The sequence below is a fragment of the Aeromonas sp. 19NY04SH05-1 genome (genome assembly GCF_040581895.1).
Lineage (GTDB): Bacteria > Pseudomonadota > Gammaproteobacteria > Enterobacterales > Aeromonadaceae > Aeromonas > Aeromonas enteropelogenes.
This window is the reverse complement of sequence record NZ_CP095328.1, coordinates 1,498,164-1,511,727: the sequence shown is the minus strand read 5'-3', so window position 1 is coordinate 1,511,727 and position 13,564 is coordinate 1,498,164. Positions and strand designations below refer to the sequence as shown.

The window sequence follows — 13,564 nt, the reverse complement described above, 5'->3', positions numbered from 1 at the left end:
TTAGATTTTCCCCACCGCAGCCAACTCGTCCAGTACGGCCACCAGGGTCGCAGGCTCGACCCGCTTGGTGTAGTCCACGTTGACGAAGTGATAGAGCACGGTGCCATCCTGGCCAATCACATAGGTGGCTGGCACCGGCAGGGTGAAGCTGTCATCCCCGTTGCTCGCCGGAATATCGATGCCAAAACTCTCATAGATTGGGCGCAGCTCTTCGGCAAGCGTGAATACCAGTCCCAGGGAGGCCGACACCCGGTTGCCTTCGTCGCTGAGCACGGTGATCGCCAGCCCGTTGGCGGTGAGGGTATCCTGGGCCGAGCTCGGTTTCTCTGGAGTCAGTCCGATGAGGTTGACGCCACGAGCCCGAAACTCCGGCAGCACGGCGTTGAGGGCCTGCATCTCCAGATTACAGTAGGGGCACCAACCGCCGCGGTAGATGTTGAGCACGACCGGCCCCTGCGCGAGGTAGTGGGAGAGCGGACGGGTCACCCCGTGCTGATCCGGCAGCGCGAAATCGGGGATCTGCGCGCCAGTGGTGAGCGCCCCCTGTTCGAGGGCGGTTTCCCTGAGCTGCTCGGTCGCCTGATCCATCACCGCCAGAATATGAGCCGGGACCTTGCTCTGCTTGATCTCGTCGTAGGCTTTGATTTTTTGTTCCAGAGTCTGCATGATTGTCATCCTTTTTGTAGTGGTCGCTACAATATCAATCAGGGGCCGGCAGTCGGTCAAGCTTATTTTGTAGTGATCACTAAAAAACAATCTCCTCACGGCAGGTGACACCATGGCAAGACCCGCATCATTTGACAGAGACAACATCCTGGACATCGCCCTCGACGCCTTCTGGGACACGGGATTCAGCAACACCGGCATAGCGGCGCTGGTCGAGAAGATGGGGCTCAAGCCCAGCAGCCTGTACGGGGCCTTCTCCTCCAAGGAGGGACTCTTCATCGAGGTGTTGCAGCGTTATTCTGCCAAGAGCCTGGAACAGATCCGCGCGCTGCTAGCGTCGGAGGATTCTCCCCTGGCTGGCGTGCGGGCGCTGCTCGATGCCGTGGCGCGGGATGCCATCGCCTGCGAGGCCCATCGCGGCTGCCTGCTGGTCAATACCTTGCTGGAGGTGGGGCGCCACCACGACACCATACAGGCGGCAGTCAGCGCGCACCTCGCCGAGGTCGAGCAACTGGTGACGCAGGCGCTGCAACAGGCACAGGTGCAGGGGGAACTGGCGCCGGATAGAGACGTGGCGGCGACCGCCGCCCTGCTGATGACCATGCTGTGGGGCTTGCGCGTGCTGGGACGCACCCATCCGGACCCCGACAATGTTCAGACCGTGCTGGCACAGATGCAGGCCTGTCTGTAAGCCACTGACCGCCTGCCGCGGGCAGCAGTCATCGTCTGCACAGACAAAAAAGAGGAGCCGTGATGGCTCCTCTTTCTCGTTGCATGTCGGCCCGGGAAATTCAGGCACCGGCGTTAAACCTTGCCTAGACGCCAGCCTTGGCCAAGGCTGCAGAGACGATCTGCTGGGCTTCCTGCTGGATAAGATCCAGGTGTTCCTCGCCCTTGAAACTTTCCATGTAGATCTTGTAGATGGACTCGGTGCCGGAGGGGCGCGCCGCGAACCAGCCGTTCTCGGTCACCACCTTGAGGCCACCGATGGCGGCGTCGTTGCCGGGCGCCTTGGTCAGCTTGGCGACGATGGGCTCACCGGCCAGGGTGGAGGCTTCGACCAGCGCTGGGTCCAGCTTGGAGAGTACCGCTTTTTGCGCACTGTTGGCCGGCGCGTCGATGCGACGATAGCTGGAGCAACCAAACTTGGCTTCCAACGCGTCGTAGTGCGCCTGGGGATCCTTGCCGGTGACTGCCAGAATTTCGGCAGCCAGCAGCGCCAGGATGAAGCCATCCTTATCGGTGGTCCAGACGGTGCCGTCCTTGCGCAGGAAGGAGGCACCCGCGCTCTCTTCGCCGCCAAAGCCGAACTCACCGCTGTAGAGACCATCCACGAACCACTTGAAGCCGACCGGCACCTCTTTCAGGGTGCGGCCAATCTCGCCGGCAACCCGGTCAATCATCGAGGAAGAGACCAGCGTCTTGCCGACTGCAGCATCCCTGGACCAGCCGGTTCTGTGGGTGAACAGATACTGGATGGCCACCGCCAGATAGTGGTTCGGGTTCATCAGGCCCACCTTGGTGACGATGCCGTGACGGTCGTAGTCAGGGTCATTGCCAAGGGCGATGTCGAACTTGTCTTTGAGGGCAATCAGGCTCGCCATGGCGAACGGGCTGGAGCAGTCCATCCGGATCTTGCCGTCCTTGTCCAGGGTCATGAAGGAGAAGGTCGGATCGACGCGATAGTTGACCACTTCAATGTCGAGATCATAGGTCTTGGCGATGACGTCCCAATAGGCGACGCCGGAGCCGCCCAGGGGATCCACGCCAATCTTGATGCCGGCCTGCTTGATGGCATCCAGATCCAGCACGTTCTTCAGATCATCCACATAGGGGGTGACATAGTCGTGTTCGACCACGAACGGGCTCTTGAGCGCATCGGCGAACGGCATGCGTTTCACGCCGGCCAGCCCCGCTTCCAGAATGGCGTTGGCGCGGTCTTCCACCCACTTGGTGATCTCCCCTTCCGCGGGACCACCGTGGGGCGGGTTGTACTTGAAGCCACCGTCTTCCGGCGGGTTGTGAGACGGGGTGATCACCACGCCGTCGGCACGCGCAGCAGGCTTGCTGGCATTGTGGCGCAAAATGGCGTGGGAGATGACCGGGGTCGGGGTAAAGCCGAGACCAGCCTGGATGCGGGTCTCGACACCGTTGGCCGCCAGCACTTCCACCGCACTGGCAAAGGCGGATTCGGAGAGAGCATGGGTGTCCATGCCGACAAACAGCGGGCCCGTGATACCGGCCTGCTGGCGGTACTCCACCAGCGCCTGGGTCACCGCCAGGATGTGGGATTCGGTAAAGGCGCTGTGCAAGGCGCTGCCACGATGGCCGGAGGTACCAAACGCCACGCGTTGTTCGGGGCGGCTCATGTCCGGCTTGTTGAGGTAGTAGGCGCTGACCAGACGAGGGATGTTGGTCAGATCACTTAAACGGGCCGGCTGACCGGCGTGAGCATGCTGAGCCATGGCGTTGTCCTTGCGTAATGGCGGCCTTGATGACCAAGGCCTGAGTCTGATGAACCGTTAAATTGCGCCGCACACCTGCGCGATCACCTCGTCGTCATACCCCATGCTGCTCATCAGCTGGGCCACCATGTTCTGCTTGCGGCTGGTGTTGGTATTGGTGATCACCCAGAACGGGGTCTGTGGCACCGGCTTGGGCTTGGTGGTGCTGCCACTGGCACGCAGAGCGTCGGGATCCCGCGAAAAATAGACACGCTTGCGCCCCTTGATTTCGGTAGCCTGAGTGAACCCGGCCGGATCATCCCGGTAGAGGGTACTGAGCACCTGCATGAAGCGGTTGATGGACTTCTCTTCTTTTTGCAGCTCACCGGAATCGAGCAGCGCCTGCACCCCCTGGTTGCTGCGCGCAGCAACGGGCTGCGGTGCCGTGACTGGCTCGGTCACGGGCGCCGTCACCTGGACAGGCTGTTCCAGCAGACGGCGCAGAATATCGGAGGCACTCTCGCCAATGTGCCGGGTCTGGCTGGCGATATAGAAGTAGAGATCGTCATCAAGCTCGATGGTTTTCATAGGGATGCGCTGGACTCGTCGAAATTCGGATGCGGCGATTATACATAGGCAGACCCGACAGCCCAAGCCAGGGGCTGGCAGATGTACATGAATCTCATCGAGAATACGGCATAATGGCGGGCCAAGTGTGTGATCGGCCGCACTGATAGCCAATTCGGATGGGGTTTTTTAGAAAAAAAACCACACAAAATCTCTATCCAGGATATGAAAAGCTTTTCTTTCCAGTGCGTTAAGCCATATCACCATTCGAACTCATGAGCGGGAAGGTGTTATTTTGCAACATAATCACGAATTGAACTTCAAAGAGCAGGGCCAGGGGCCGGCCGTCATCCTGATCCACGGCCTGTTCGGCAGCCTCGACAACCTGGGATTGCTGGCTCGTGCCCTGAGTGAACACTATCGGGTCATCAGCGTCGATCTGCGCAACCACGGCGCCTCCTTCCACTCGGACAAGATGGACTACCCCGCCCAGGCCGCCGATATCCTGGCGTTGATGGATCAACTGGCCATCCCTGAGGCGACGCTCATCGGCCACTCCATGGGTGGCAAGGTGGGGATGCAGGTTGCCAAACTGGCGCCAGCGCGGGTCACCAAGCTGGTCGTTGCCGACATGGCACCGGTGGCCTACCCCCACTCCCGCCACCAGAATGTGTTTGCCGGCCTCAACGCCACCCTGGCCACGCCCCCGCAAAGCCGCAGCGAAGCAGAAGCCCTGCTGGCCCAATACATAGAGATCCCGGGCGTTCGCCAGTTCCTGCTCAAATCCTTTGCCAAAACCGAGGCGGGCTGGGGTTGGCGTTTCAACGTGCCGGCGCTGGAGCAAAACTACGCCAACATCATGGGCTGGCCCGAGGATGATCGCCGCTTCGAGGGGCCCGTGCTCTTCATCAAGGGGGGCGACTCGGACTATATGCAGCCCCAGTACAGCGAGACGGCGCTTGCCCAGTTTCCGGCGGCAAAAGTGCGGGTCATTGCCGGAACCGGTCACTGGCTGCATGCGGAAAAGCCGGTTTTGTTCAACAAACTGGTTGTGGATTTCCTGTCGACAGGCGGTTAACAGTTTCAAATCCTTTGTGATATAGTGCGCCGGTCATAAGGAGTGTGCGCAATCCATGCTAAGTGAACATATCGACCTGATCGAAAGTTTGGGCCTGAAGTTATTCTTTGTGGCCATCTTCATATTGATTGGCCTTGCCATTCAGGACGTCCTCAAACGCGGCAACGTGCCCCGTTTCGGCCGTTTCATCGTCTGGTTGGTGCTGTTTCTGGGTTGCGCAGGTTTTGTCGCCAAGGGGCTGATTGAACTGGGCTGGGAAGGCTCAGGTCTCGGCTAACTTTTTTTCGTCTGTGATGTATGGCCAAACAGCAAACTGATCGAACAACACTGGATCTGTTCGCAAATGAGAAGCGCCCCGGCAGGCCAAAGACCAACCCACTCCCCCGCGAGACCCAGCTCAAGATCAACAAGCGTAACCAGCTTAAACGCGATCGGGAAAATGGGCTGAAGCGGGTAGAGTTAAAGGTGGAGGCCGAGTTGCTGGAGCGCCTGAACCAACTTGCGTTACAACAGAACATCAGCCGAGCCGAGCTGATCCAATCTATCCTGAAACAACAGATTGAGTCCGCCTATCCGGTGGACATTGCAGTCTGAGCGTTAAGCATTAACACCAAACACGGGTAACTAAACACTATGGCAAGTGTAGGTCTGTTTTTCGGCAGCGATACCGGTAATACCGAAGCTGTCGCCAAGATGATCCAGAAAGAACTGGGCAAGCAACTGATTGAAGTCCGTGACATCGCCAAGAGCAGCAAGGCCGACATCGAGAGCTTCGATCTGCTGATGTTCGGTATCCCGACTTGGTACTACGGTGAAGCCCAGGCCGACTGGGATGACTTCTTCCCTGACTTGGGCGAAATCGACTTCAACAACAAGCTGGTCGCCATCTTCGGATGCGGCGATCAGGAAGACTATGCCGAATATTTCCTCGACGCCATGGGCACCCTGCGCGACATCGTCGAAGCCAAAGGCGCCATCATCATCGGTCACTGGCCGACTGCCGGTTACGAGTTTGAAGCCTCCAAGGCACTGGTGGACGACAAGCACTTCGTCGGTCTGGGTATCGACGAGGATCGCCAGCCGGAGCTGACTGCCGAGCGCGTCAAGGGCTGGTGCAAACAGCTGCATGAAGAGATGTGCCTGGCCGAGCTGGAGTGATCCCGCCCCTGCATTTTCTCTGAACACAACAAGGGCCCCGTCGGGGCCCTTGTTGTTTTTGTACAAGCGTCATTCTGCGCCATTTCTGTGTTCCGGCCGTGCCCGCACGTAGAGGGTGCGCTTGACCTGAGCGACCAGCTCGCCCCGGCTGTCCTGCACCGTCACTTCAAACTCGGGGAAGTGCTTGTCCCCCGCAGCCGTTGCCGCCACGATCGATGCCAGCTTGCCCTCGGTCAGGGTGAACTCGGCCACCAGCTTGCCCTTGCCGGGCTTGATGTAATTGATGCTGCCCGCCTTGTCCCACACGTAGTAACGGTTCTTGAAGTGCCCCATCAGCATCAGTGGATAGATGGGGTCCGTCATGGCAAACATGCTGCCACCGAACTGGGTGCGGTTGGCATTCTTGTTCCACCAGCGGGACTTGAGGGTCACCCTGCAGTAACGAAAATCATCGCTCAGGGTCTCTATCTTGATGCCGGCGCCCCAGAAAGGGGGCCAGGCATTGAGGGCGCGGCGCACTCGCGCTGCCTTGTCAAAAAGCCAATCCATGGATCTCATCCGACCAGATATACAGAAGTTACATTTTATCAACATGCTGGCTGTCGACAAGCCGAACCTCACGATAGATTTTTTCGATACAAAGCGGGATCTCTCGCTAAACCCTTTGAATTAGCGGGTTTATTTTTGGGGATGCCGCCCTATAATGACAGGCCAAGCGAGTTCAAGGTTGCCATTCCCGCGGCAGTCCCTCAGAATAAACCCACCTTCGAGAATGCGAATAAGTAGAATATGGCAGACAACAACCAAGCGTTAAAAAAGGCCGGGCTCAAGATCACCTTGCCCCGAGTCAAAATTCTGGAAATCCTGCAACAGCCGGACTGCCAACACACCAGCGCCGAAGATCTCTATAAGCGACTTATCGATCTTGGCGAAGAGATCGGTCTTGCCACCGTCTACCGTGTTCTCAACCAATTTGATGATGCCGGCATCGTCACCCGCCACCACTTCGAGGGGGGCAAGTCGGTGTTCGAGCTGGCTACCCAGGAGCACCACGACCATCTGGTCTGCCTCGACTGTGGCAAGGTGATCGAGTTTTCCGACGAGGTGATCGAAGAGCGCCAGCGCGACATCGCCAAGAAGCACAACATTCGTCTCACCAACCACAGCCTCTATCTCTATGGCCACTGTGCCGCAGGCGAGTGCAAGCACGACGACTGAGCCGCCAGACACACTGAATGACAGACAATAAAAAAGCCAGCTGATGCTGGCTTTTTTATTGTCCTGGGCAACGTTGATTGCCAAACAGAGGGCAGGGTTTCCCCTGCCCTGCTCGCTTAGCCTTCTACCTTGCCCCAGGAGTCGCGCAGGGCCACGGTGCGGTTGAACACCAGGTGCTCCGGGCTGGAGAGCTTGTTGTCGGCGCAGAAGTAGCCTTCGCGCTCAAACTGGTAAGCCTGCTCCGGCTGGGCGTTCTTGAGGGAAGCCTCGACGCGGGCACCCTGAACGATCACCAGAGAGTCCGGGTTGAGTGCGGCTTCGAAGTCCTCTTCGGCACCCGGATTTGGTACCTTGAACAGGCGGTCATAGAGACGCACTTCGGCAGGCAGGGAGTGAGTAGCGCTGACCCAGTGGATCACCCCTTTCACCTTGCGGCCATCGGCCGGATCCTTGCCCAGGGTGTCGGCGTCGTAGCTGCAGTAGATGCAGGTGACCTTGCCGTCGGCATCCTTCTCGACCCGCTCGGCCTTGATGACATAGGCGTTGCGCAGACGCACTTCCTTGCCCAGCACCAGACGCTTGAACTGCTTGTTGGCTTCCTCTTTGAAGTCAGCCTCGTCGATGAAGATCTCGCGGGTGAAGGGAAGCGTACGGGTGCCCATCTCGGCCTTGCTCGGGTGAGCCGGCGCGGTCAGCACTTCGTCGGCCGCCAGGTTCTCGATGACGACCTTCACCGGATTCAGCACGGCCATGGCGCGCGGGGCATTCTCGTTGAGATCTTCACGGATGCAGGCTTCCAGCATGCTCATCTCGACGATGTTGTCCTGCTTGGTCACACCGATGCGCTTGCAAAACTCGCGGATGGAGGCCGGGGTATAGCCACGGCGGCGCAGACCGGAGACGGTCAGCATGCGCGGATCATCCCAACCATCCACGTGCTTCTCGGTCACCAGCAGGTTCAGCTTGCGCTTGGACATGACGGTGTATTCGAGGTTCAGACGGGAGAACTCGTACTGGCGCGGGTGGCAGTCGATAGTGATGTTGTCCAGCACCCAGTCATACAGACGACGGTTGTCCTGGAACTCCAGGGTACAGATGGAGTGGGTGATCCCCTCCAGGGCGTCCGAGATGCAGTGGGTGAAGTCGTACATCGGATAGATGCACCACTTGTCACCGGTCTGGTGGTGGTGGGCAAACTTGATGCGATAGATGACGGGGTCACGCATCACCATGAAAGGAGAGGCCATGTCGATCTTGGCGCGCAGGCAGGCGGTGCCTTCGGCAAACTCGCCATTCTTCATCTTCTCGAACAGCGCCAGGTTCTCTTCCACGGAGCGATCGCGGAACGGGCTGTTCTTGCCCGGGGCGGTCAGGGTGCCGCGGTATTCGCGCATCTGCTCGGGGGTCAGCTCGTCCACATAGGCCAGCCCTTTTTCGATAAGCTCAACGGCGTAGCCGTGCAGCTTGTCGAAATAGTCGGAGGAGTAGCAGATCTCGCCATTCCACTGGAAGCCCAGCCACTGCACGTCCTGCTTGATGGACTCGACATACTCGATGTCTTCTTTGACCGGGTTGGTGTCATCGAAACGCAGGTTGCACTGGCCCTGGTAGTCACGGGCGATGCCGAAGTTCAGGCAGATGGACTTGGCGTGGCCGATGTGAAGATAACCGTTCGGCTCGGGCGGAAAACGGGTATGCACGCTGGTGTGCTTACCACTGGCCAGATCCTCATCAATGATCTGACGGATAAAGTTAGTTGGGCTGTTCGCCTGACTCATGGCTCACCTCAAAAAAGCGTCACTGGCGGAAGTTGTGCCGGCTGGCACCCTCATCCCCCCGCCGTCAAGCCGGATATGATCCCTCATTACGCGCCCTGCCTCAACCTGAATTTGGCCGTTCCATGCCATTGACGCGCCAAAAATAGCGCCCAAGGGAAGAACTCCAGCAAAAAGCACAAAAAAAGCCCCGCACGAGGCGGGGCAGAAGGTGATGAAAAACAGACAATACACACAACAAAGGCTCACACGCATAGTCAACCTTTCCCAAGACCGATGACCACCGCTCTTGGGAAAGGCGGGTCTTGCGACCCACCTTGCGTTATGGATTGAGCGCTATCAGTTCAGCTCGGTCACACGGCTGGTACGCTTGCCATCGAAGCTGACGGTGCGCAGGTAGACCTTGCCAGTCACGCTCGGCTTGGCCGCGGCGTCGTAGGCAGTCCAGGTGGTGCCGTCCAGGCTGTACTGAATGGGCAGGCCCGGCAGATCCACATTCGCTTCCAGCACACCGTTCACCACCTTGGCACCCGGTACGGAGAGGCGGTATTCGACACCGGCCTGGTCGAGCTTGGGCAGTACGCGCTGACCCAGCAGGTTGGCGAACTGGTTCCACTCTTTGTTCAGAGTGGCCTTGTTGACGTGCTTGGTCTCACCGGAGAACTCGCGGCCCTTCACGTAATCCAGCTCGAAGCCGCCCTTGTGCCAGGCACGCTCGGCCACGGAGAAGACACGGGGGTAAACCATGTATTCATACTGGGCGTCGGTGCGCACGGTTTCGCTCCACTGCTGACCGGAGATGCCCTTGAACTTGACCGGCTCCTGGTCACCCTTGGCCACGAAGGCGTTGCCGTCGCGGTCAACCGAGGTCTCGGCGTTCTGCGGCAGGTTTTCCGGGGCGAAGGCGAACACCTTGCGGGTGTCGTTGAAACGGGTTGCCCAGTAGTAGCCACGCTCGGCCGGGTGCACCTCGTTCGGGAAGTCGAAGTAGAGGTAATCCGGGTTGGAGAGCACCACGTCATAACCGTTGTGAGCCCACTTCATCGCTTCGTTGAAGCCACCCCAGTAGAGGGTCTCCCAGAAGTTGACACGGGTCTTGTCGGTGGCGAACACGCTGGCATCCTTGGCGTACTTAAGACCATCTTCCCACGCCTGCAGGGTGGAGAAGCCGTGGCCCTTGACCATCTCGCTCACTTCCTTGGCGAAGTAGACCGGCAGCTCGGCCACGTCCTTGATCTTGCCATCCTCGATCATCTTCTGGCACATGGGGGACTTGCCAAACGGCTTGTCCTGCTTGCTCCAGTCGGTATTGCCGCGCCAACCCACCAGCTCTTCCGGTTTGGTGACGTTCGGGTCTTGATAACCACCGCCCAGCATGATGTTCTTCGCCTCGTCACCACCGTAGTGCCAGGCGGTCAGCGGCTGGCCTGCGGCCTCGTGCATCTTGGCCACTTCATCCATCACCTTGGCCACGAAGGTGGCGGCACCCGGCTGGCAGGGGTTGATGAAGGACATCTTGTCGTAGAACTGCACCGAGGTGACGTTGGAGGTATCAGCCGGGTCAGTCAGACGGAACTGGTTCGCCTCGGCCTCTTTGCCTTCTGCCATCAGACGCTTGTAGCGCGCTTCCATGGAGACCACGGCGGCACGGGCGTGGGCCGGCATGTTGATCTCGGGGATCACGGTCACGCCGCGAGCCTTGGCATAACGCACCAGCTCGACGTAGTCAGCCTTGCTGTAGAAACCGGTGCCCATGTTGTCGCTGGTGGGGCCGGAGCCGAGCTGCGGCAGCAGGCACTGAGTTTCGGAGAGATCGTGGCAACGCTTGCTGCCGACATCGGTCAACTCCGGCAGGCCCGGGATCTCGATACGCCAGCCTTCATCGTTGGTCAGACCCAGGTGCAGCACGTTGAGCTTGGTGGCGGACATCTGGTCAACCAGCTTCTTCATGGTGTCCAGGCTGCGGAAGTGACGGGCCACGTCGGTCTGCATGCCACGGTATTCGAAGCGCGGCGCATCCTCGACACTCATCGGAGAGACCAGCTTGTCATCGACGCTCAGCAGGGATACCAGGGATTGCGCGCCCCAGAAGGCACCCGCAATGTCATGGCCCTGGATGACGGTGCCCTTCTGGCCGATGGTCATGTCGTAGCCTTCGGCCTGCTTGACCTTGCTGCCAAGTTTGATGGTCACTGGATAGCCGGTGTCGGAGAGGGTAACACCCAGCTTGGTCAGTTGAGCCTTCAGGGTCTCGGCGCGATCGGTCGGCAGATCCAGGGCATTGAGCTTGATGGTGGAGAAGTCGACCTGCGGACCGGCTTTCACCACCTGCTTCATCGGGGTCGGCAGGATCTGGTTGTCGATCTTGCCCGCCGGCAGCAGGGTGCTGGTCTGGTTGGCAGCAAAACGGGTCTCGCTGTTCATCAGGATGTTGTTGTCATCCTTGGTGCGCTTCCAGCCATCGGCCGGCATCGGCTTCTCGTAGGTGGTGGCATCGTCGATGTTGCTCATGCTGGCCAGCACTTTCGGCTCGGCCCCTTCGCTGGCCACATACCAGTTCGGCATGATGTCAGATTCGAACAATACCCAGTACTCCACGACCAGCGGCACTTCCACGGTCGCATCCTTGGCAAACCCCTGGAACTTCTCGGTCGGCGTCAAACGATAGAGGTCGCCAGTGAGGTGGGTAATGGTGAACTGGTCGTTGTCCACCCGCTGGATGCGGCGGATGGAGGAGACATAGAGGCTCCAGTCCTTGGAGGTCACATCGGCACCGGTGTTGGTCAGGTGCAGCTTGGCAACGCCACAGCTTGCCCACTCGGAGCCCAGCGCCTGGCAATCGAGACCGGCACCGGCACCGTCGTTGGTGACCACTTCATACTTGACCACCAGGTTATTGGCGAGGGAGTCGACCACGGCTTGCTTGGCGGCATCGGCTGCCTGTACCTGGGTGGCAAAAACGGTAGACATGGCAATGGCTAACAGAGAATGTTTCAAGTTCATAACTGCTGCTCTCATTTGAAGTAAAGGTTGGAATTTCTTGGCTTTTTTTATATTGGGCCCCTAAGCGGGGCCCTTAGTTATGTCAACAATGGACTTAGACTTGAGGCGAGCTTGGCGCCCGATTAACGCAGGGCCTTCATTTCACCGGCGATGATTTCGGCCAATGGGCCCAGAATCACCTGCAGGTTCTGCTCACCGAGCTTGACCACACCGGCCGCGCCCAGGGCTTTGAGCTTGCGCTCATCCACGATGCTGCGATCTTTCAGGGTCAGACGCAGACGGGTGATGCAGGCATCGATGGTGACCAGGTTGTCATGACCACCCAGCACTTCCAGGTACTGCTTGGCCAGTTCGGTACGGTCGGTAGTCTGAGCAACCGCCGGAGCGCTCTCCTCTTCCTCTTCACGACCCGGGGTCTTCAGGTTCAGCTTGGCGATGACGGCGCGGAAGACCACGTAGTACAGACCGAAGAACACCAGACCCTGGGCAATCAGCATGTACCAGTTGGTTGCCAGCGGGTTGCGGCTGGAGAGCACCATATCCACCAGGCCGGCACTGAAGCCGAAACCGGCCATCCAGTGCATGGAGGCGGCGATGAACACGGAGATACCGGTCAGCACGGCGTGGATGACATACAGCACCGGTGCCACGAACATGAAGGAGAACTCGAGCGGCTCGGTTACGCCAGTGAAGAAGGAGGCGAAAGCGGCGGCGATCATGATGGACGCAACTTTCTCTTTGTTTTCTTTCTTGGCGGAGTGGTAGATGGCCAGCGCGGCACCCGGCAGACCGAACATCATGATGGGGAAGAAGCCAGCCTGGTACATACCGACCACGCCTTTCACCTGATCCAGGCTCTTGCCAGCGGCCAGCGCGGCATCGATGGTAGCCTGACCACCCAGGAAGTTCGGGATGTCGTTGATACCGGCCACGTTGAACCAGAACACGGAGTTCAGGGCATGGTGCAGACCGATCGGGATCAGCAGACGGTTAAAGAAGGCGTAGATACCGGCGCCAGTGGAGCCCAGGCTCACGATGGACTCACCGAAACCGACCAGACCGCCATAGATGGCAGGCCATACGGCCATCAGGATGAAGGATACGATGATCATCACCACTGAGGTCACGATCGGTACCAGACGACGGCCGGAGAAGAAGGAGAGTGCCTTGTGCAGCTCGACGCTGCTGAAGCGGTTATACAGCTCAGCGGCGATGACACCACACAGGATACCCACGAACTGGTTGTTGATCTTGCCAAACGCGGCCGGAACTTCTTCCAGCGGGATGCTCTTGATCTGGGCAACCGCGCCCGGGCTCAGCAGGGTGGTCACTACCAGGAAACCGACCAGACCGGCCAGTGCGGCAGAACCGTCTTTATCCTTGGACATACCATAGGCGACACCGACCGCAAACAGCACGGACATGTTGTCGATAATGGCGGCGCCTGCCTTGATCAGGAAGGCAGCCAGCGCGCTGTCACCACCCCAACCATTCGGGTCAATCCAGTAGCCAACCCCCATCAGGATCGCAGCGGCAGGCAACACCGCTACCGGCACCATCAGGGCACGGCCGATCTTTTGTAAATAACCGAGAATGTTCACGGTTCCTCTCCTTAGTTAATGTATTTCTAGAAATTAAGTGCTTATCACGTTTGA

13 protein-coding genes are annotated in these 13,564 nt (G+C 59.0%); 6 read left to right on the top strand and 7 right to left on the bottom strand.

Annotated features, from left to right (window positions below; genetic code table 11):
* A complete protein-coding gene (locus MRK42_RS07120) occupies positions 1-666 on the bottom strand; it encodes a peroxiredoxin-like family protein (RefSeq protein ID WP_354688982.1) in 666 nt (221 codons plus the stop codon).
* A 112-nt stretch (positions 667-778) separates the two neighbouring features.
* Between MRK42_RS07120 and MRK42_RS07115 the strand changes: the two genes are divergently transcribed.
* Positions 779-1,357: a TetR/AcrR family transcriptional regulator gene (locus tag MRK42_RS07115; protein ID WP_354688981.1), complete on the top strand. Its 579-nt coding sequence runs from the start codon at positions 779-781 to the stop codon at positions 1,355-1,357.
* Between the two features lie 124 nt (positions 1,358-1,481).
* On the opposite strand, the gene pgm is transcribed toward MRK42_RS07115, so the two are convergent.
* Both pgm and seqA read right to left on the bottom strand, forming a co-directional pair.
* Positions 1,482-3,131, bottom strand: coding sequence for a phosphoglucomutase (alpha-D-glucose-1,6-bisphosphate-dependent) (gene pgm, locus MRK42_RS07110; RefSeq protein ID WP_354688980.1), 1,650 nt, complete (start codon positions 3,129-3,131; stop codon positions 1,482-1,484).
* A gap of 57 nt (positions 3,132-3,188) precedes the next feature.
* A complete protein-coding gene (gene seqA / locus MRK42_RS07105) occupies positions 3,189-3,698 on the bottom strand; it encodes a replication initiation negative regulator SeqA (protein ID WP_026457525.1) in 510 nt (169 codons plus the stop codon).
* 274 nt (positions 3,699-3,972) lie between these two features.
* Between seqA and MRK42_RS07100 the strand changes: the two genes are divergently transcribed.
* The 4 genes from MRK42_RS07100 to fldA are packed head-to-tail and all read left to right on the top strand — an operon-like array spanning position 3,973 to position 5,913.
* The gene (locus MRK42_RS07100; RefSeq protein WP_354688979.1) at positions 3,973-4,755 is read left to right on the top strand and encodes an alpha/beta fold hydrolase; all 783 of its coding nucleotides are present in this window, start codon (positions 3,973-3,975) and stop codon (positions 4,753-4,755) included.
* Between the two features lie 55 nt (positions 4,756-4,810).
* The gene (locus MRK42_RS07095; protein WP_005334296.1) at positions 4,811-5,032 is read left to right on the top strand and encodes a DUF2788 domain-containing protein; all 222 of its coding nucleotides are present in this window, start codon (positions 4,811-4,813) and stop codon (positions 5,030-5,032) included.
* A 20-nt stretch (positions 5,033-5,052) separates the two neighbouring features.
* Positions 5,053-5,349, top strand: a complete 297-nt coding sequence (ybfE, locus tag MRK42_RS07090; protein WP_026457523.1) for a LexA regulated protein — start codon at positions 5,053-5,055, stop codon at positions 5,347-5,349.
* Between the two features lie 39 nt (positions 5,350-5,388).
* Positions 5,389-5,913 carry a flavodoxin FldA gene (gene fldA / locus MRK42_RS07085; RefSeq protein ID WP_042072025.1) on the top strand — a complete coding sequence of 175 codons (525 nt, stop codon included), beginning with the start codon at positions 5,389-5,391 and terminating at the stop codon, positions 5,911-5,913.
* A 69-nt stretch (positions 5,914-5,982) separates the two neighbouring features.
* Here fldA and MRK42_RS07080 read toward each other — a convergent pair whose 3' ends face one another.
* Positions 5,983-6,462 (bottom strand): DUF4442 domain-containing protein, encoded by a 480-nt coding sequence (locus MRK42_RS07080; RefSeq protein ID WP_026457521.1) that lies wholly within the window; start codon positions 6,460-6,462, stop codon positions 5,983-5,985.
* 240 nt (positions 6,463-6,702) lie between these two features.
* Here MRK42_RS07080 and fur point away from each other — a divergent pair, with 240 nt between their 5' ends.
* Complete coding sequence (gene fur / locus MRK42_RS07075) at positions 6,703-7,131, top strand: ferric iron uptake transcriptional regulator (RefSeq protein ID WP_026457520.1); 429 nt, start codon at positions 6,703-6,705, stop codon at positions 7,129-7,131.
* Positions 7,132-7,247: 116 nt separating this feature from the next.
* Here the strand turns inward: fur and glnS are convergent, their stop codons facing one another.
* The 3 genes from glnS to nagE form a co-directional block, all read right to left on the bottom strand.
* A complete protein-coding gene (gene glnS / locus MRK42_RS07070; RefSeq protein ID WP_354688978.1) occupies positions 7,248-8,909 on the bottom strand; it encodes a glutamine--tRNA ligase in 1,662 nt (553 codons plus the stop codon).
* Positions 8,910-9,245: 336 nt separating this feature from the next.
* The gene (locus MRK42_RS07065) at positions 9,246-11,909 is read right to left on the bottom strand and encodes a beta-N-acetylhexosaminidase (protein ID WP_354688977.1); all 2,664 of its coding nucleotides are present in this window, start codon (positions 11,907-11,909) and stop codon (positions 9,246-9,248) included.
* 122 nt (positions 11,910-12,031) lie between these two features.
* A complete protein-coding gene (gene nagE, locus MRK42_RS07060; protein ID WP_042025599.1) occupies positions 12,032-13,510 on the bottom strand; it encodes an N-acetylglucosamine-specific PTS transporter subunit IIBC in 1,479 nt (492 codons plus the stop codon).
* Between the last annotated feature and the right edge of the window lie 54 nt (positions 13,511-13,564).